This window comes from Micromonospora sp. CNZ286 (assembly GCF_014207755.1).
Window position 1 is genome coordinate 7,057,373 of sequence record NZ_JACHIZ010000001.1, and the last position, 18,044, is coordinate 7,075,416.

General features: G+C 73.6%; 17 protein-coding genes. 13 read left to right on the forward strand and 4 right to left on the reverse strand.

Annotated features, from left to right (window positions below; genetic code table 11):
- Positions 1-2 precede the first annotated feature (2 nt).
- Positions 3-995, reverse strand: coding sequence for an ABC transporter ATP-binding protein (locus FHX31_RS31825; RefSeq protein WP_013475007.1), 993 nt, complete (start codon positions 993-995; stop codon positions 3-5).
- A gap of 2 nt (positions 996-997) precedes the next feature.
- Between FHX31_RS31825 and FHX31_RS31830 the strand changes: the two genes are divergently transcribed.
- The 4 genes from FHX31_RS31830 (at position 998) to FHX31_RS31845 (ending at position 5,626) form a co-directional block, all read left to right on the forward strand.
- Positions 998-1,687 carry an ABC transporter permease gene (locus tag FHX31_RS31830; protein ID WP_013288967.1) on the forward strand — a complete coding sequence of 230 codons (690 nt, stop codon included), beginning with the start codon at positions 998-1,000 and terminating at the stop codon, positions 1,685-1,687.
- Complete coding sequence (locus FHX31_RS31835; protein WP_013475008.1) at positions 1,684-2,406, forward strand: ABC transporter permease; 723 nt, start codon at positions 1,684-1,686, stop codon at positions 2,404-2,406. The genes FHX31_RS31830 and FHX31_RS31835 overlap by 4 nt, the downstream gene beginning before the upstream one ends.
- 153 nt (positions 2,407-2,559) lie before the next feature.
- The gene (locus FHX31_RS31840; protein ID WP_184977684.1) at positions 2,560-3,564 is read left to right on the forward strand and encodes a glycine betaine ABC transporter substrate-binding protein; all 1,005 of its coding nucleotides are present in this window, start codon (positions 2,560-2,562) and stop codon (positions 3,562-3,564) included.
- 124 nt (positions 3,565-3,688) lie between these two features.
- The gene (locus FHX31_RS31845; protein WP_184977685.1) at positions 3,689-5,626 is read left to right on the forward strand and encodes a hypothetical protein; all 1,938 of its coding nucleotides are present in this window, start codon (positions 3,689-3,691) and stop codon (positions 5,624-5,626) included.
- Between the two features lie 9 nt (positions 5,627-5,635).
- Here FHX31_RS31845 and FHX31_RS31850 read toward each other — a convergent pair whose 3' ends face one another.
- Positions 5,636-6,805: an NADH-quinone oxidoreductase subunit D gene (locus FHX31_RS31850; protein WP_013288963.1), complete on the reverse strand. Its 1,170-nt coding sequence runs from the start codon at positions 6,803-6,805 to the stop codon at positions 5,636-5,638.
- A complete protein-coding gene (locus tag FHX31_RS31855) occupies positions 6,802-7,875 on the reverse strand; it encodes an SAM-dependent methyltransferase (protein WP_184977890.1) in 1,074 nt (357 codons plus the stop codon). Before FHX31_RS31855 ends, FHX31_RS31850 begins: the two co-directional genes overlap by 4 nt.
- A gap of 193 nt (positions 7,876-8,068) precedes the next feature.
- On the opposite strand from FHX31_RS31855, the gene FHX31_RS31860 reads away from it, so the two are divergent.
- The 7 genes from FHX31_RS31860 (at position 8,069) to FHX31_RS31890 (ending at position 14,781) form a co-directional block, all read left to right on the forward strand.
- Positions 8,069-8,998, forward strand: coding sequence for a Rossmann-like and DUF2520 domain-containing protein (locus FHX31_RS31860; RefSeq protein WP_030273714.1), 930 nt, complete (start codon positions 8,069-8,071; stop codon positions 8,996-8,998).
- Positions 8,998-9,840, forward strand: coding sequence for a pantoate--beta-alanine ligase (gene panC / locus FHX31_RS31865; RefSeq protein ID WP_013475012.1), 843 nt, complete (start codon positions 8,998-9,000; stop codon positions 9,838-9,840). The genes FHX31_RS31860 and panC overlap by 1 nt, the downstream gene beginning before the upstream one ends.
- A gap of 30 nt (positions 9,841-9,870) precedes the next feature.
- The gene (panD, locus tag FHX31_RS31870; protein WP_013288959.1) at positions 9,871-10,302 is read left to right on the forward strand and encodes an aspartate 1-decarboxylase; all 432 of its coding nucleotides are present in this window, start codon (positions 9,871-9,873) and stop codon (positions 10,300-10,302) included.
- A gap of 171 nt (positions 10,303-10,473) precedes the next feature.
- A complete protein-coding gene (locus FHX31_RS31875; protein ID WP_114919057.1) occupies positions 10,474-11,367 on the forward strand; it encodes a septum formation family protein in 894 nt (297 codons plus the stop codon).
- A 61-nt stretch (positions 11,368-11,428) separates the two neighbouring features.
- A complete protein-coding gene (locus FHX31_RS31880) occupies positions 11,429-13,120 on the forward strand; it encodes an L-aspartate oxidase (RefSeq protein WP_184977686.1) in 1,692 nt (563 codons plus the stop codon).
- Positions 13,117-14,013 carry a carboxylating nicotinate-nucleotide diphosphorylase gene (nadC, locus tag FHX31_RS31885; protein WP_047894238.1) on the forward strand — a complete coding sequence of 299 codons (897 nt, stop codon included), beginning with the start codon at positions 13,117-13,119 and terminating at the stop codon, positions 14,011-14,013. The genes FHX31_RS31880 and nadC overlap by 4 nt, the downstream gene beginning before the upstream one ends.
- Positions 14,014-14,022: 9 nt before the next feature.
- On the forward strand, positions 14,023-14,781 hold the full coding sequence (locus FHX31_RS31890; protein ID WP_013288955.1) for a type III pantothenate kinase: 759 nt from the start codon (positions 14,023-14,025) through the stop codon (positions 14,779-14,781).
- 52 nt (positions 14,782-14,833) lie between these two features.
- Here FHX31_RS31890 and FHX31_RS31895 read toward each other — a convergent pair whose 3' ends face one another.
- Positions 14,834-15,580, reverse strand: a complete 747-nt coding sequence (locus FHX31_RS31895; RefSeq protein WP_091330650.1) for a class I SAM-dependent methyltransferase — start codon at positions 15,578-15,580, stop codon at positions 14,834-14,836.
- Positions 15,581-15,673: 93 nt separating this feature from the next.
- Between FHX31_RS31895 and lysS the strand changes: the two genes are divergently transcribed.
- Entirely contained in the window at positions 15,674-17,182 is a 1,509-nt protein-coding gene (gene lysS, locus FHX31_RS31900) for a lysine--tRNA ligase (protein ID WP_091330651.1), read from the forward strand.
- Positions 17,183-17,302: 120 nt separating this feature from the next.
- Positions 17,303-17,653 carry a histone-like nucleoid-structuring protein Lsr2 gene (locus tag FHX31_RS31905; protein ID WP_013288952.1) on the forward strand — a complete coding sequence of 117 codons (351 nt, stop codon included), beginning with the start codon at positions 17,303-17,305 and terminating at the stop codon, positions 17,651-17,653.
- Positions 17,654-18,044: the final 391 nt, after the last annotated feature.

Here is an 18,044-nt window from a genome sequence, read left to right on the forward strand (position 1 = left end):
CCTCAGTCCACGGCGCCCAGCGCCAGCACCCGGTTGCGGGTGAGCAGCCCCACCGCCCGGCCCTCCTCGGTCACCACCGCGTGCTCCGCGCCGGAGGTGAGCAGCGCGCCGAGTGCGTCGTACGCCGAGTCGCCGAGCGCCACGGTGGGCAGGCCGGTGCCGCCGTCGGCCGGGAGCGGGTCGAGTACCGCGCGGGTCACCGGGGTCACGGCCAGCCGCCGGATGCCCCGGTCGGCGCCGACGAACTCGCGGACGAAGGCCGAGGCGGGCGAGCCGAGCAGCGCGGCGGGCGTGTCGTACTGCTCCAGCCGGCCGCCCTCGGACAGCACCGCGATCCGGTCGCCCAGCCGGACCGCCTCGTCGAGGTCGTGGGTGACCAGCACGATCGTCTTGCGTACCTCGGCCTGCAACCGCAGGAACTCCTCCTGCAGGCGGGTCCGGACGATCGGGTCCACCGCCGAGAACGGCTCGTCCATCAGCAGCACCACCGGATCGGCGGCCAGCGCCCGGGCCACGCCCACCCGCTGCCGCTGCCCGCCGGACAGTTCGTGCGGGTACCGCCGGCCGAACTGCGCCGGGTCCAGGCCGACGAGTTCCAGCAGCTCGCCGACCCGGTCCCGGGTCCGCTGCTTCGGCCAGCCCAGCAGCCCCGGCACGGTCGCCACGTTCGCGGCGACGGTCTGGTGCGGGAACAGGCCGACGTTCTGGATGACGTACCCGATGCGGCGGCGCAGCGCCACCGGGTCGACCCGGGTGACGTCGTCGTCGCCGAGCAGGATCCGCCCGTCGGTCGGCTCGATCAACCGGTTGATCATGCGCAGCACCGTCGACTTGCCGCAGCCGGACGGGCCGATCAGCACCACCAGTTCGCCGGCGGCGACCTCCAGGCTCAGCTCGCGTACCGCCTCGGTGCCGTCCGGGTAGCGCTTGCGGATGCCCTCCAGCGTGATCGACGCCGCGCCGCCTCCGGCGGTGCCTCCCGGGGTACCGTCCACGTGTGTCCCTCCACCTGAGCTACCGGGCCGACCCGGGTAATCCGTGGTTCTCCTGGCAGTACGTGCGGGACAACTCTGACACGATCCTCGCCGCGCTGCGGGAGCACACCTGGCTGACCGCCCGCGCCGTGGTGATCGCCGCGCTGGTGGCGTTGCCGCTCGCGGTGCTCGCGTACTGGTTCCGGTCGCTGTCGGCCCCGATCCTGGCGGTGACCGGGGTGCTCTACACCGTCCCGTCGCTGGCCTTGTTCGCGTTCCTCGCGCCGTACCTGGGGATCGGCGCGATCACAGTGCTCACCGTGGTCGCGCTGTACGCGCTGCTGGTCATCGTGCGCAACGCGCTGGCCGGGCTGAACCAGGTGCCCCCGGAGGTGCGCGAGGCCGCCGAGGGCATGGGGTACGGCAGGTGGGGCCGGCTGTTCCGGATCGAGCTGCCGCTGGCGCTACCGGGCATCCTCACCGGCGTACGGCTGGCGACCGTGTCCACTGTCGCGCTCGTCACGGTCGGAGTGGTGGTCGGCCGGGGCGGGCTCGGGCAGCTCATCTTCGCGGGCTTCCAGAACAACTTCTACAAGGCGCAGATCATGGCCGGCACGGTGCTGTGCGTGCTGCTGGCGCTGGTGCTCGACCTGGTGCTGGCGGGCGTGGGCCGCCTGCTCACCCCCTGGCTGCGCGGGAGGTCCGCCCGGTGAACCCCGTCGAGCAGGCAGTGGTCTGGCTGAACGACCCGCTGAACTGGACCAACCCCGGCGGCGTGCTGGACCGCCTCGGCGAGCACCTGAGCATGTCCGCGCTGGCGGTGCTGCTGGGCTGCCTGGTGGCCTGGCCGATCGGGCTGTGGCTCGGGCACAGCGGCCGGGGCGGCGGGCTGGTCCTGCTGGTCTCCAACGTCACACTGGCGATCCCGACGCTGGCGCTGCTGACCATCCTGCCGCTGACGTTCCTCGGCTTCGGCCGTCCGGCCGTGGTGGTGGCGCTCGCGGTCTTCGCGGTTCCGCCGCTGCTGGCGAACGCGTTCACCGGGGTGCGGCAGGCCGACCCGGAGGCCCGGGACGCGGCCCGGGGCATGGGTCTGTCCGGCGGGCAGGTGCTGCGGCGGGTGGAGCTGCCGCTCGCGGTGCCCTACCTGGCGGCCGGCTTCCGTACCGCGGCGGTGCAGGTGGTGGCCACCGCCGCGCTCGCCTCGTTCGTCAACGGCGGTGGGCTGGGCCAGATCATCCGGGCCGGGTTCGGGCTCGACATCGCCGCCGGCGGGGGTCAGATCATCGCCGGCGGGGTGCTGGTGGCCGGGTTGGCGCTGCTCGTCGAGGGGGTGCTCGCGCTGGTGGAGCGGGTGGTCACGCCCCGCCCGCTGCGCCGGGAACGCACGCGGGCGAACCGCCGCGCGACGGCGGCGACGACCGGCAACTGAGCCGTCGGTGACGATCGGATGACGAAAACCGCTCCGAGTTTGTCGGTCGGGTCCGGAGGATATTGGCTGGAGTCGCGGGTGGCCGTCCGGATCGCCCGTCGGACACGCGGCCGGCCCGAGGGGGTCGCGCCGGGACACGGAAGGCGGGCACTGATGCGCGCGCGTACGACACTGGCCGCGGGGGCGCTCGGCGCACTCACTGCGGCTGTTCTCCTCACCGGCTGCGGCGACGCCGGCTCGTCCGGCACCGACGCGCCCGAGCAGGGCGCCTCGGGGGCCGGCTGTGCCCCGGTGGCGGGCGACCAGCTCGTCGTCCTGACCGACGACAAGAAGCTCCAGAACACCGACAACGTCATCCCGGCGATCAACGCGAAGGCGGCCACGCCGCAGCTCGTCGCCGCGCTGGACAAGGTCTCCGCGAAGCTCGACACCCCGAAGCTGATCCAGCTCAACCGGGCGGTCGACGTCGACCGCAAGACGCCCCAGGTCGCGGCGCAGGAGTTCGCCTCCGCCAACGGCGTGACCGACGGGATCGAGAAGGGCCCGGGCGGTCAGATCACCGTCGGTGCCGGCAACTTCAGCGAGAGCCAGACCATCGCCGAGCTCTACAAGATCGCGCTCACCGCGGCCGGCTACCAGGTCAAGGTGCAGACCATCGGCAACCGGGAGCTCTACGAGCCGGCCCTGGAGAAGGGCCAGATCCAGGTCGTCCCGGAGTACGCCGCCACCATGGCGGAGTTCCTCAACACCAAGGCCAACGGCAAGGACGCCCAGCCCGTCTCCTCGCCGGAGCTGGACAAGACGGTCGCGGCGCTGAAGACCGAGGGTGACAAGGCCGGCCTGGTCTTCGGCCAGCCGTCCCAGGCGCAGGACCAGAACGCGTTCGCGGTCACCAAGGCGTTCGCCGACAAGTACGGCGTGTCCACGCTCTCCGACCTGGCCGCCAAGTGCTCCGGCCAGGCCACCGTGCTGGCCGGGCCGCCGGAGTGCCCGCAGCGGCCGAAGTGCCAGGCCGGTCTGGTCGAGGCCTACGACTTCAAGGCCGGCTCGTTCAGCTCGCTGGACGCGGGCGGCCCGCAGACCAAGAACGCGCTGAAGACCGGCTCGGCGAGCGTCGGCCTGGTCTTCTCCTCCGACGCGGCGCTGGCCACGAGCTGACGCACCACCGCCGGCCGGCGCCACGCGTGCCGGCCGGCGGCACGGGCAGCCCGTTCGGCGGGCCGCTCATCGGGTGGCGCCGACCCGTTCCCCTCCGGTGGAACTCTCGGTACTCTGCTCAGCCATGCCAGCCTCGGTCGCGCCCGCCGACAAGAGCACGCCCGCCCTGCTCACCGTCCTGTTCTGGGTCGGTGTGGGGCTGGCGCCCCTGGCCGCGCTCATCCTGCTGATCGCCGACGGCAACGGCTCGCTCCGGTTCGGCGCCGTCCTGGCGATCCTCGCGGTCGTGCTCATCGGTCTGTCCATCGCACTGCGGCCGGAGAGCGGTTCCGAGGGCGCGGCGTCCGAGGAGATGCGCGAGGAGTTGGCGCAGCTGCGGCGGGAGTTGCGGGCCGAGATCGTGGCCGCCGCCCAGCGCGGCAATCAGGCGCTCGACCAGGCACGACGGGCCGAGGAGGTGGCCGGCGCGCTACGGCACCGGCTCGACGCGGCCGCCGCCGGACTGGCCTCCGCGCCCGTGTCCGCCCTGGCGTCGGCGCCGGAGCGCCCGAGCGGCGCGGCCCGAGTGCCGGGCGCCGGCACGCCCGACGTCGGCCGGCCGCAACCGGTCGGCCGGGACGACGAACCGGCCCGGCCGGCGTACCCCGGCGGCGGCTACGGAACCGACGCCGACGCGCCCCGGACGGGCCACTACGCCGCTGAGCCGTCCCGGACGGGCCACCACACCCCGGACCCGTCCCGGACGGGCCGATACGAGGCCGAGCCGTCCCGGACCGGCCACTACGACGCCGACTCGCCTGGGGTGGGCCACTACGACTCCGAACCGCTCCGGACCAGCCGCTACGGCACTGAGTCGCCCCGGGCGGACCACTACGAAACCGAACAGCCCCGGGCCGGTCGCTACGACTCCGAACCGGCACGGACCGGTCGGCACGACGCCGAACCGGCGGCGCGGGCCACCGTACGTCCGGACCGGCCCGCGAGCGGGGTGTACGGCGCGGCGCGGGTGTCCGAGCCGGTGGCCCGGCCGGAGACCCGCCCGGTCGGCGTGGTCCACCACACCGAGACGGTGCACGTCACCACCCGGCACACGATCGTCGGCGGTGAGCCGACCGGCACCCGGTACGGCGGATTCCCCGGCGGCTGGCCGGACGAGGACCGGTCCCGGGGCGCGGACGCGGCCGACCACCGGCACGCGGGACACCGCGACCCGGGCGACCGGCCGGGCCGCCGCGCCGGGTCGGACGACGGCGGCCGGGGTGCCGGCTCCGGCGACGACGGGCACTCGTGGACCGACCCCGGGCGTCCCGGTGCCGAGCATCCATGGGCAGGTGTCGGCCGGGCCGCTGCCGGGGAACAGGGCTGGTCCGGGCGTACCGCCGGGGGCGGCTGGTCGAGCGAGCAGGGCCGGACGGCGGCGGAGGAGCAGCGGCCCTGGTCCGGCGGCGGTGACGACCGGGCCGGCCGGGCGGCGGGCGCCTGGCCCGCGGCCGCAGCGGGCGTACCGGACGTGCCGCCCGGCCGGGCGGGCACCGACGGCGACCAGTGGTCCGAGATGCGTGCCGGCAACCGGTGGGCCGCGGTCCGTGACGACGGCGCGGGCCGGGAGATCCGCCTCGGGGAACGGCGGGCCGCAGTGCACGCCGACGGCGGCGGCACGGAGTACCGGGTCGAGGACCGGTGGGCCTCGGTACGCGGCGGTGGACCGGACGCGAGCGGACCGGACGGACCGGACGCCCGCTGGCCCGGGGAGAGCCACCCGGCGCTGCCGGCCGGCGGTGTGCCGGTGCCGGACGAGTGGCGGCCACCGACGCAGCGCAGCGGCCAGGCGGAATGGCGCCAGCCACCCCCGGAATGGCGTCAGCCCGAACCGGAGTGGCGTCAGCCGGAACCGGAGTGGCGTCAGGCCGAGCCGGAGTGGCGTCAGCCGGAGACGCGGCAGGGCGAGTCGCAGTGGCGTCGGCCCGAGCCGGAATGGCGGCCGGCGGAACCGGAGTGGCGCAGCCCGGAGCGCGGTGGACACGGCGAGCCGTATCGGGACACCGCCGACCGCTGGCGCTGACGCCGCCGGCTACTTGTCGATGTCGCCCACCACGAAGAACATCGAGCCGAGGATGGCGATCAGGTCCGGCACCAGGCAGCCGGGCAGCAGCGACGACAGCGCCTGCACGTTCGCGTACGAGGCGGTGCGCAGCTTCATCCGCCACGGCGTCTTCTCGCCCCGGGACACCAGGTAGTAGCCGTTGATGCCGAGCGGGTTCTCGGTCCAGGCGTACGTGTGCCCCTCGGGCGCCTTCAGCACCTTCGGCAGGCGGGTGTTCACCGGCCCGCTGATCCGGTCCACCCGGTCCAGGCACTGCTCGGCGAGGTCGAGCGAGACGTACACCTGGTCGAGCAGCACCTCGAAGCGGGCGTGACAGTCACCGGCGGTCTTCGTCACCACAGGCACGTCGAGCTGGTCGTAGGCCAGGTACGGCTCGTCGCGGCGCAGGTCGAGGTCGAGGCCGGAGGCGCGGGCGACCGGCCCGGACGCGCCGAACGCGGCGGCGTCGGCGGCGGAGAGCACACCGACGCCGACGGTACGGGCCAGGAAGATCTCGTTGCGCCGGATCAGGTTGTCCAGGTCGGGCATCCGGCGGCGTACCTCGGCGATGGCGGCGCGGGCGCGTCCGGTCCAGCCGGACGGCACCTCCTCCTTCAGGCCGCCGACCCGGTTGAACATGTAGTGGATCCGGCCGCCGGAGACCTCCTCCATCACGGCCTGGATGGTCTCCCGTTCCCGGAACGCGTAGAACATCGGCGTGATCGCGCCGATCTCCAGCGGGTACGAGCCGAGGAACATCAGGTGGTTGAGCACCCGGTTCAGCTCGGCCAGCGCCATCCGCAGCCAGGTGGCGCGTTCCGGCACCTCCATGCCCATCAGCCGCTCGACGGCGAGCACCACGCCCAGCTCGTTGGAGAACGCCGACAGCCAGTCGTGCCGGTTCGCCAGCACGATGATCTGCCGGTAGTCGCGTACCTCGAAGAGCTTCTCCGCCCCCCGGTGCATGTAGCCGACGATCGGCTCGGCGGCGACCACCCGCTCCCCGTCGAGCACCAGCTTCAGCCGCAGCACGCCGTGCGTCGAGGGGTGTTGCGGCCCGATGTTGAGCACCATGTCGGTGCCGAGCTGCTCACCGCCGGCGCCGGTACCGACTGTCAGCTCGCGGAGGTCGGCGGCGTCCGTGGTCATGCCCGTCATCGTGCCACGACCGCGTCGAGCGCGACGCCGACCGGCTGCCGCAGCCACAGGTGCCCGCCGAGCCCGGCCGGGTCGGTCAGTTCGGCCGCCGCCGACGCGGCGGCCAGCGCCCGCAGGTAGCCGGCCGGGTCGCGACCGGCCAGGCTCAGTGGTGGTCGCCCGCCGTCGGCCCCGAGCGCTCGCAGCGCCTCCCGCTGAGAGACCAGGGAGTACGCGCACCGCGCGACCCGCTCACCGGCGGAGGCGACCGAGTCCATGGCGACGTGCGCCGTCACGTCGCACGACCCGTCCGGGACCGGTGGCACCTGCCGCCCGCCCCGATACCCGGTCAATGTCCCGTCGAAAGGCCGCGAGTCCCGCAGATGCCCGTAGTCCACCGCAAGCGCCAGCCCCCGCGCCACCTTCCCCACGGCCTCAGCCCAGGCCAGATCCCGCGACCACCCGATCTCCGCCCTCCAACCGCCCTCGCCCTCGCCCTCACCCGCCCCGTTGATCAAGGAGTTTGTGTCCTGATCCGGGCCCTCCGAGGCCACAAACTCCTTGATCACCGGGGCGGGAGCCGAGGGGAGGGGCGGGGGCCACCAGTGGGTGAGCCAGGTGGTGTTGGTGGGGGACGGGGGCGGGCCGACCGTCTCCTCGCCGGTTTTCGGGTTCACCAGGAGGAGGCGCCAGCCCTCGGGGGTGTGGACTGCCACGTCCACGGGGACGTTGTCCAGCCATTCGGTGGCCAGGAGCAGGCCGGTGATGCCGTCGGGGATGTCGGGGCGCCAGTCGATCTCCGGCGGCAGGTCCGGTGGGCGGGTGGCCCGTTCCACGGCCACCGGGTGGAGCCGGGCGGCCAGCTCGGGTGCGGCCTCCGCCAGCAGCGCCCGGAGCAGTTCGCCCCGGCCCGCGCCCACGTCCACCACGTCCAGCCGGTCCGGGTGCCCCAGCGCCGCGTCCACCGTCTCGAGCTGCCGCAGCAGGCACGCCGTGAAGACGGGCGAGGCGTGCACGCTCGTCCGGAAGTGCGCGGCGGGCCCGGCACCGGAGACGAAGAAGCCGTCCGGCCCGTACAGCGCCCGCTCCATCGCGTCGCGCCAGCGCAGCGGGGAGGTCACCGGGCCGACCCTACGGGACGTACCCGAACGGGCGGTTTGCCCGCCACCGCAGCAGCGGCTTCCGGCGGTCGGTGAAGGTTTTCACACCTTCTTGTTTCGGGTCTGTCACCCGGGCGCATACTTGCCATCGACCGGTACCCCCTTCGAGGACTGGATCGCTGCCATGAGCGCACCGCTGCGCCCCCGGGCCACCGCTGCCCCGCTCGTCTTCCCGCGTACCCTCGCCGTCGGCGTCCTCGGCGCCGGCCGGGTCGGCGCCGTGCTGGGCGCGGCCCTCGCCGCAGCCGGTCACCGGGTGGTCGCCGCATCCGGCGCCTCGGGCGCGACGAAGGCCCGGCTGGCGCTGCTGCTGCCGCAGACCCCGCACCGTTCCGCGTCCGCCGTGGCGCGCGCCGCCGCCGACCTGCTGATCGTCGCGGTCCCGGACGACGCACTGGCGGGCGTGGTAGCTGACCTGGCCGCGAGCGGCGCGCTGCGCCCCGGCCAGGTGGTGGCGCACACGTCCGGCGCGCACGGGCTCGCCGCGCTGGCCCCGGCCGTCGAGGCGGGCGCCCGGCCGCTCGCGCTGCACCCGGCGATGACCTTCACCGGTACGCCGGACGACCTGTCCCGCCTGCCCGGCATCTCCTACGGGGTGACCGCCCCGGCCGAGCTGCGCCCGTTCGCGGCCCGGCTGGTGGCCGACCTGGGCGGCGTACCGGAGTGGGTCGGTGAGAACGACCGGCCGCTCTACCACGCGGCGCTCGCGCACGGCGCGAACCACCTGGTGACGCTCGTCAACGAGGCCGCCGACCGGCTGCGCGACGCCGGGGTGGAGCGGCCGGAGAAGGTGCTCGCCCCGCTGCTGCGGGCCGCCCTGGAGAACGCGCTGCGGCTGGGCGACGACGCGCTCACCGGCCCGGTGTCGCGCGGCGACGCGGGCACCGTACGCCGGCATCTGGACCGGCTGGCGCGGACCGCGCCGGAATCCGTACCCGCGTATCTGGCGTTGGCACGACGGACGGCGGACCGTGCCGTCGCGGTCGGCCGCCTTCGCCCGGCGGACGCGGCCGCGCTGCGCAACGTGCTCGACGGAATCGAGGTGGCGGCCTGATGGCCGAGGTGCTGCACACGCGCAAGGAACTGGCGGCCGCCCGCGAGGCGATGGCCGGCCAGGTCGGCGTGGTGATGACCATGGGCGCGCTGCACGCCGGGCACGAGGCGCTGCTGCGGGCCGCCCGCGAGCGCGCCGGCCACGTCATCGTCACGATCTTCGTGAACCCGCTGCAGTTCGGCCCGAACGAGGACTTCGACCGCTACCCGCGCACGCTCGACTCCGACCTGGAGATCTGCCGCCGGGCCGGGGTGGACGTGGTGTTCGCGCCCTCGGCGACCGAGATGTACCCGGAGGGCCGCCCGACGGTGCGGCTCGACCCGGGTCCGCTCGGCGAGGACCTGGAGGGCCTGAGCCGTCCCGGCTTCTTCCACGGCGTGCTCACCGTGGTGATGAAGCTGCTCCAGCTCACCCGCCCCGACCTGGCGTTCTTCGGCGAGAAGGACTACCAGCAGCTCACCCTGGTCCGCCGGATGGTCCGCGACCTCGACGTGCCGACCGAGATCGTCGGCGTGCCGACCGTACGGGAACCGGACGGGCTGGCCATGTCCAGCCGCAACCGGTACCTGTCGGCGCCCGAGCGGGAGACCGCGCTGAGCCTGTCCGCCGCGTTGCGGGCCGGCGCGACGGCGGCCGAGCGGGGTGAGGACGCGGGCGCGGTGCTGGCCGCCGCGCACCGGGCCTTCGACGCGCCGGACGCGCGCCTGGACTACCTGGTGCTCACCGACACCGAGCTGGAACCCGGCCCGGTCGCCGGCCCGGCCCGGCTGCTGATCGCGGCCTGGGTCGGCGCCACCCGTCTGATCGACAACACGGCGATCCACCTCGCGCCGCGTCCCTGAACTCCACCACGAATGCGGAAAGGCACCCCGATGCTGCGGACCATGCTCAAGTCGAAGATCCATCGGGCCACCGTGACCCAGGCCGACCTGCACTACGTCGGCTCGGTGACTGTGGACGAGGACCTGCTCGACGCGGCGGACCTGATCCCCGGCGAGCAGGTCGCGATCGTGGACATCACCAACGGCGCCCGGCTGGAGACGTACGTGATCCCGGGGCAGCGGGGCAGCGGCGTGATCGGCATCAACGGCGCCGCCGCGCACCTGGTGCACCCCGGTGACCTGGTCATCCTGATCTCGTACGGGCAGATGGACGACGCCGAGGCCCGCGCGTACCGCCCCCGGGTGGTGCACGTCGACGCCGACAACAAGGTCGTCGACCTCTCGGCGGACCCGGCGACCGCGGCCCCCGGCACCGCAGGCGCCCCCGTCCCCAACCCCCTCGCCGCCGCGTCTCGCCGTTGATCTTGCAGTTGCGGCCCCCTCGTCGCCCCCTTTTGTCAGGTTTGCGAGGGCGGCTAGTGCAAGATCGACGGGGCGGACGGGCGGGAAACGCGGTCTGTCACCGGAAGGTCATTTTCGGCTACCCTGGGCGGACCGTCGGGGATCGACGGTCGTCGGCTGGGGGAGGCCGCGATGCGCCGTGCGATGAGCTTCCTGGTCGCCGCGATGGTCGCGAGCGCCGCCCTGACCGGCTGCGCCGGTGCCGGCGGGCTGGACGGCGACCTCACCGACGACTGGGCCGCGATGACCGCACCCGGGCCGTTCACCCCGGCGGCCGGGGTCTGCCAGGTCGCCGACTTCACAGCGAGCGTCGGCCTGGCCGCGTACGCGCCGGTCGGCTGCGAGCTGCCGCACCGGGTGGAGACCGTGCACGTCGGCGCGTTCACCACCGACCGGCCCACCCCGCCGCCGCTCGCCTCGCCCGAGCTGCGTACCGCGTTCGCCGACTGCGACAAGCGGGCCGCCGGGTACGTGGGTGACGACTGGCGCGCCGGGCGGCTCCGGCTGGCAGTGGCGGTGCCGACGGGCACCGGCTGGACGGCCGGCTCCCGCTGGTACCGGTGCGACCTGACCGAGCTGACCACCGTCGAGGCGGCGGCCACCGTGGTCACCCGGACGGGCAGCCTGCGCGACGCGCTCAAGACGCCCTCCCCGCTGCGGCTGGGCTGCCAGCGCTCGGTGCGGGACACGAACCGCGTGGAGCGGCTCAACCCGGTCGACTGTGCTGCCGCGCACGACGCCGAGTTCGTCGGCGTGTGGGCCGCGCCGGACCGCCCGTACCCGAAGAAGCCGGAGGACTGGGTTCCCCTCTACGACGGCTGCTTCGGCGTGATCGCCCGGTACGCCGGGGTGCCGGCCGACGGGCTGCTGCGCTACCGCAGCGACGTGGTGGTCCGTCCGCCCGCTGCCGGTCGCTGGGCGGTCGGCGACCGGGGCGTCCGCTGCTACCTGTGGCTCAGTGACCGTACGGTCACCACCTCGCTCAAGGGCGCCGGACCGGCCGGCCTCCCGCGCCGGACGAGGTAGCGGACCGCACTCGTCACGCCCCCCGCGCCCGAGCCGAGTGCGCTTCGGGTTGACTGTGCTCATGGACCTACCGACCGTCGACCTGCCGGCGCTGCCCCGGCTGCTCGCCGCGCCCGCCCCCGGCTGGGTGGAGACGACAGACGTGATCGTGGTCGGCTCCGGCGTGGCCGGGTTGACCGCCGCGCTGCACCTGCGCGAGGCCGGCCTGCACGTCACGGTGGTCACCAAGGTCGACATGGACGAGGGCTCGACCCGCTGGGCGCAGGGCGGGATCGCCGCCGTGCTGGACCCGGCGGACACGCCGGACGCGCACGCGTACGACACGGAGGTCGCCGGCGTCGGCCTCTGCGACCCGGCGGCGGTCCGCGCACTGGTGGCCGAGGGGCCGACCCGGCTGCGTGAGCTGATGCGGATCGGGGCGGAGTTCGACCGCAACCCGGACGGCTCGCTGATGCTGACCCGGGAGGGCGGCCACCGGGCCGACCGGATCGTGCACGCGGGCGGCGACGCCACCGGTGCGGAGGTGCAGCGGGCGCTGCACGACGCGGTCCGCCGCGATCCGTGGATCCGGCTGGTCGAGCACGCGCTGGTGCTGGACCTGCTGCGCGCTCCCGGCGACGGGCCGGACGGGCTCGGCCCGGCCTGCGGCATCACGCTGCACGTGCTCGGCGAGGGCAGCGAGGACGGCGTCGGCGCGATCCTCGGCCGCGCGGTGGTGCTGGCCACCGGCGGCATGGGGCAGGTCTTCGCCGCCACCACCAACCCGGCGGTCTCCACCGGGGACGGGGTGGCGCTGGCGCTGCGCGCGGGCGCCGCAGTCACCGACGTGGAGTTCGTCCAGTTCCACCCGACCGCGCTCATCGTGCCGGCCGGCGGTCCGGGCGCGGGGCTGGCCCAGCAGCCGCTGGTCTCCGAGGCGCTGCGCGGCGAGGGCGCGCACCTGGTCGACGGCGACGGCAAGCGGTTCATGGTCGGCCAGCACGAGCTGGCCGAGCTGGCCCCCCGGGACGTGGTCGCCAAGGGCATCCACCGGGTGCTGCTCGCGTCCGGTGCCGACCACGTCTTCCTGGACGCCCGGCACCTGGGCGGCGACTTCCTCGCCCGGCGGTTCCCCACCATCGTGGCGTCCTGCCTGGCCATCGGCGTGGACCCGGCGACCGACCTGATCCCGGTCGCGCCGGCCGCGCACTACGCCTCCGGCGGCGTCCGGACCGACCTGCACGGGCGCACCTCCATCCCCGGCCTGTACGCGTGCGGCGAGGTCGCCTGCACCGGCGTGCACGGCGCCAACCGGCTCGCCAGCAACTCGCTGCTGGAGGGGCTGGTCTTCTCCCGCCGGATCGCCGAGGACATCGCCGCCGGACTGCCCGAGCAGGCCCGCCCGGCGGAGACCGGTGCCTGGGTGGGCGGTCCGGGCGCGCTGGTGCCGGCGGCCGGTACGGCGGAGCTGCAACGGGCGATGACGCGGGGCGCGGGAGTGCTCCGGTCGGCGCAGACGCTGGAGGCCACCGCCGCCACGCTCACCGGGCTGGGCGCGGGCCGGGGCGTGCCGCGTACCGCCGACTGGGAGGCGACGAACCTGCTGACTGTGGCGTCGACGCTGGTCGCCGCCGCGTACGCGCGCCAGGAGACGCGGGGCTGCCACTGGCGGGAGGACTTCCCGACGGCCGACGAGCGGTGGCTGGGCCACCTGGTGGCCGAGGTGGGTACGGACGGCCGGGTGGCCGAGCGCTGGGAGGAGAACCAGTCATGAGGGAGTCGACGGAGCGGGCGCTGCGGGACGGCGGCCTGGACCCGGAGCGGGTCCGGCACGTCATCGTCGACACGCTGCACGAGGATCTGGGGCCCGGCTTCCTCGACGTGACGAGCGTGGCCACCATCCCTGACGACCAGCACGACACAGCCGATCTGGTGGCGCGCGCCGACGGCGTGGTGGCCGGGCTGCCCGTCGCCGCCGCCGTGTTCGAGCTCGTCGGCGAGGTGACCGGCGCGGGGCGTACGGTCGAGGTCTCGCTCGTGGCAGGCGACGGACAGCGGGTGGCCCGCGGCGACGTGCTGGCCACCGTGACCGGGCCGACCCGGCTGCTGCTGACCGCCGAGCGGACGGCGCTGAACCTGCTGTCCCGCATGTCCGGGGTGGCGACACACACCCGGGCCTGGGCCGACGCGCTGGCCGGCACGAAGGCGATGGTGCTGGACACCCGCAAGACCACGCCGGGCCTGCGGGCGCTGGAGAAGTACGCGGTCCGGGCCGGTGGCGGCACCAACAAGCGGATGGGCCTGTACGACGTCGCCATGATCAAGGACAACCACAAGGTCGCGGCGGGCGGGATCGCTGCCGCGTTCCGCCGGGTCCGGGAGGCGTTCCCCGACGTCGCGGTGCAGGTGGAGGTGGATACGCCGGCCGAGGCGGTGGAGGCGGTCGAGGCGGGGGCGCGGTTCCTGCTGCTGGACAACATGACCCCGGCGCAGCTGCGCGAGGTGGTGGCGTCGGTGGGCGACCGGGCGGAGCTGGAGGCCACCGGAGGGCTGACGCTGCCGATGGCCGCCGAGTACGGCGCGACGGGCGTCGACTTCCTCTCGGTCGGCGCGCTCACCCACTCGTCGCCGATCCTGGACATCGCCCTCGACCTGCGTGACGTCTAGGCTGCCGCTGTGCTGCTCTGCATCGACATCGGAAACACGAACACCGTGCTGGCGACCTTCGACGGCGACAAGCTGGTGCATTCGTGGCGGATCAAGACCGACGCCCGTTCCACAGCGGACGAGCTGGGTCTGATGTTCCGTGGACTGCTCGCCGGGGACGCCGTGGAGATCACCGGCGTGGCCGCCTGCTCGACCGTGCCGGCCGCGCTGCGCTCGCTGCGCACCATGCTCGACAGGTACTACGCCGACCTGCCCAGCGTGATCGTCGAGCCGGGTGTCCGGACGGGCGTGCAGCTCGCCATCGACAACCCGAAGGAGGTGGGCGCGGACCGGGTGGTGAACACGCTGGCCGCGTACACGCTCTACGGCGGGCCGTCGATCGTCGTCGACTTCGGCACCACCACCAACTTCGACCTGGTCAGCAGCCGTGGGGAGTTCCTCGGCGGGGCGTTCGCGCCCGGCATCGAGATCTCCTTCGACGCGCTGGCCGCCCGCGCGGCCCAGCTGCGCAAGGTGGAGGCGACCCGCCCGCGCTCGGTGATCGGCAAGAACACCGTCGAGTGCCTCCAGGCCGGGCTCTACTTCGGCTTCGCCGGCCAGGTGGACCGGATCGTCGAGCGGATGTCCGAGGAGCTGGGCGGCGTGAAGGCGGTCATCGCCACCGGCGGCCTGGCCTCGCTGGTGCTCGGCGAGTGCCACACCATCACCCACCACGAGCCGATGATCACGCTGATCGGCCTGCGGATGGTCTACGACCGCAACGTCTGAGGTGCAAGGAAGGGCCCCCTGTTAACGCCTCCGGTAGAGGAGGGGCCCCTTCTTAACGCCGGCGTGCCCGGAGCACCATCGTGCGGTACGGCAGCTCCACGGCGTCCCGGCCGGCCAGGTCGGGGTGGCCGGCGAACAGCTCCGCCAGCTCCGCGTCGACCCGCCGCCGCTCGTCCGTGTCGGCGGTCAGCCAGAACGAGCGGGTGTGCAGCATGCCCACCACCTCGTCCGGCGTGAGCGTGGTGGCGTGCGGGAACTCGCCCACCTCGACAGCGGTGAAGGCGGCGCCGAAGTCCGCGTACCGCTGGGTCACGTCGCCCGCGTTGTCGCCGAGGTGGGCGATCCGGGTCAGCTCCGCCACCCAGCCGACCCGCTCGTCCCGGATGTTCCAGACCGGCGCGAACGTGCCGCCCGGGCGCAGCACGCGGGCCACCTCGGCGTGCGCCCGCTCCCTGTCGAACCAGTGGTAGGCCTGCCCGGCCAGCACCGCGTCCGCCGACCCGTCCGGCAGCGGCACCGCCTCGGCGCTGCCGGCGAGCGCCGTCGCACCCGGCGTCGCGGCGGCCAGTTGCGCCCGCATCCCCGGATCCGGTTCCACGGGTACGACCTGAGCCACCGGCCCGGTCAGCGCCAGGAGCCCGCGGGTGAGGATGCCGGTGCCGGCGCCGAGATCGACCACCCGGGCGTCGTGCAGCCCGTCCAGTGCCCAGCGCAACGCCGCCTCCGGATAACGGGGACGGAAACGGTCGTACTCGGCCGCGGCCGCACCGAACGAGAGCGCCGCAGTGGGGTCGGTCATGGCGGGCAGGTTATCCCGTAACGGCCGCCACGGCGCTTGAGTACGCTCATGTGCTGACCCCGCCGATGTCCCCAAGGCCTGAGGAAGCGTGCCGTGACCGAGCAGAACGCCCTGCCAACAGACCCCGCCGACGACCTTCCCGAGCAGATGAAGGTCCGCCGGGAGAAGCGGGACCGGATGCTCGCCGAGGGCGTCGAGCCGTACCCGGTGGGTTTCCCGCGGACCACCACGCTCGCGCAGCTGCGGGAGCGCTACGGCGACCTGCCCACCGACACGGCCACCGGCGACCGGGTCTCGGTCACCGGCCGGGTGATCTTCATTCGCAACACCGGCAAGCTCTGCTTCGCGACGCTGCGGGACGGTGACGGCACCGAGGTCCAGGCGATGCTCTCGCTGGACCGGGTCGGCGCCGAGCGGCTGGGGGACTGGAAGCGTCTGGTCGACCTCGGCGACCACGTGGGCGTCACCGGCGAGGTGATCACCAGCCGGCGCGGCGAGCTGTCCGTTCTCGCCGAGGAGTGGGCGGTGACCGCCAAGGCGCTGCGCCCGCTGCCGGTGGCGCACAAGCCGCTCAGCGAGGAGTCCCGGGTCCGCCAGCGCTACGTGGACCTGGTGGTCCGCCCGCAGGCCCGGCAGATGGTCCGCACCCGGGCCACCGCCGTCCGCAGTCTGCGCGACACCCTGCACGGGCAGGACTTCATCGAGGTCGAGACGCCGATGCTGCAACTGCTGCACGGCGGCGCGGCGGCCCGCCCATTCGTGACCCACAGCAATGCGCTCGACACGGATCTGTATCTGCGAATCGCGCCGGAACTGTTTCTCAAGCGTGCGGTGGTCGGTGGCGTGGACCGCGTCTTCGAGATCAACCGCAACTTCCGTAATGAGGGCATCGACTCTTCGCACTCGCCCGAGTTCGCGATGCTGGAGGCGTACCAGGCGTACGGCGACTACCACACGATGGCCGAGCTGACCCGAAATCTCGTACAGCAGGCCGCAGTAGCGGTCGCCGGCTCCACGGTGGTGACCCACGCCGACGGGCGTGAGTTCGATCTGGGCGGCGAGTGGCGGTCGGTGACGCTGTTCGGTGTTCTTTCCGAAGCGCTCGGTGAGGAGGTCACCGTCCGCACCGAAAGGGCACGCCTGGTCGAGTACGCGGACAAGGTCGGTCTCTCCGTCGACCCGAAGTGGGGACCGGGCAAGCTGGCCGAGGAGTTGTTCGAGGAACTGGTCGTGCCGTCCCTTCAGGCGCCGACGTTCGTCATGGACTACCCGGAGGAGACCAGCCCGTTGACCCGGGCCCACCGCAGCGAGCCGGGCCTGGCCGAGAAGTGGGACCTCTACGTGCTCGGATTCGAGCTGGGCACCGCGTACTCGGAGCTGGTCGACCCGGTCGTGCAGCGGGAACGGCTGGTGGCCCAGGCGCAGCTCGCGGCGCGCGGCGACGACGAGGCGATGCGACTGGACGAGGACTTTCTCCGGGCCATGGAGTACGGAATGCCGCCGTCCGGCGGCATGGGAATGGGAATCGACCGGCTGCTGATGGCACTGACGGGGCTCGGAATTCGGGAAACGATCCTGTTCCCGTTGGTCCGGCCCGAGTAGGTGCTCCCCGCAAGCCTTCTCCGGCTCGTTACCCCGTCCTATTGACGGAACAAGCGCCGGACGGGTTATTGTGCTCGGTGTATTGCAGGAGTACAACCCTGCTCGAAAGGAATGTGGGACGTGGCCAAGCAGATCATTCACAAGCTGGTCGATGACCTGGACGGCGGGGACGCTGACGAGACCGTCAAGTTCGCGCTCGACGGCGTGCAGTACGAGATCGACCTCTCCGCTTCCAACGCCGGGAAATTGCGCGACGTATTCGCGCCGTACATCGCGAACGGAACGAAGGTCGGTCGCGGGGGTGTGGTCGTCGGTGGCCGGGCCGCTCGGGGCCGGGGCGGCGCGACCGCCGACCGCGAGCAGAACCGGGCCATCCGCGAGTGGGCCAAGAAGGCCGGCAAGGACATCTCCGACCGGGGGCGGATCCCGCAGGAGATCGTGGACGAGTACCACGCGAAGGCGGGGCACTGACCCCACCCTCGTCACGGGCGACGCGACGCCGGACCGGAGTGCCACTCCGGGCCGGCGTCGCCGTTTCCGTACCGGGGTCACGGTTGCGCCCAGCCGTCCCGTTCCCGTCGCCCCTGTGCCGGATGTCCGGTCCGGCCCACCGTGCCGCCCTCGCTCGCGGCGGACGGGAAGAAACCCCCGCCGGGGATGGTTGTCCACAGGCGGTGGAGACTTCATCCACAGGCTGTGGACGACCCGGCGGACGCATCGGTTGCCGCCTCCGGTTCACTCGGCCGGCCGTTCGGGTGCCGGTCGAATTTCGCTCTGCGCGTACAGGCAGGGGCCCCGGAACACCTCCTGAGCGTGGACGGTTGTCAGAAACGACGTCGGAACGGGCATTCGCGGGGGCACA

Excerpts from the sequence above, each read along its gene's own strand:
- FHX31_RS31840 (WP_184977684.1), top strand. The coding sequence starts at position 2,560 with ATGCGCGCGCGTACGACACTGGCCGCGGGGGCGCTCGGCGCACTCACT.
- FHX31_RS31845 (WP_184977685.1), top strand. The coding sequence starts at position 3,689 with ATGCCAGCCTCGGTCGCGCCCGCCGACAAGAGCACGCCCGCCCTGCTC.
- FHX31_RS31850 (WP_013288963.1), bottom strand. The coding sequence starts at position 6,805 with ATGACGGGCATGACCACGGACGCCGCCGACCTCCGCGAGCTGACAGTC.
- FHX31_RS31855 (WP_184977890.1), bottom strand. The coding sequence starts at position 7,875 with ATGGAGCGGGCGCTGTACGGGCCGGACGGCTTCTTCGTCTCCGGTGCC.
- FHX31_RS31860 (WP_030273714.1), top strand. The coding sequence starts at position 8,069 with ATGAGCGCACCGCTGCGCCCCCGGGCCACCGCTGCCCCGCTCGTCTTC.
- panC (WP_013475012.1), top strand. The coding sequence starts at position 8,998 with ATGGCCGAGGTGCTGCACACGCGCAAGGAACTGGCGGCCGCCCGCGAG.
- panD (WP_013288959.1), top strand. The coding sequence starts at position 9,871 with ATGCTGCGGACCATGCTCAAGTCGAAGATCCATCGGGCCACCGTGACC.
- FHX31_RS31875 (WP_114919057.1), top strand. The coding sequence starts at position 10,474 with ATGCGCCGTGCGATGAGCTTCCTGGTCGCCGCGATGGTCGCGAGCGCC.
- FHX31_RS31880 (WP_184977686.1), top strand. The coding sequence starts at position 11,429 with ATGGACCTACCGACCGTCGACCTGCCGGCGCTGCCCCGGCTGCTCGCC.
- nadC (WP_047894238.1), top strand. The coding sequence starts at position 13,117 with ATGAGGGAGTCGACGGAGCGGGCGCTGCGGGACGGCGGCCTGGACCCG.
- FHX31_RS31895 (WP_091330650.1), bottom strand. The coding sequence starts at position 15,580 with ATGACCGACCCCACTGCGGCGCTCTCGTTCGGTGCGGCCGCGGCCGAG.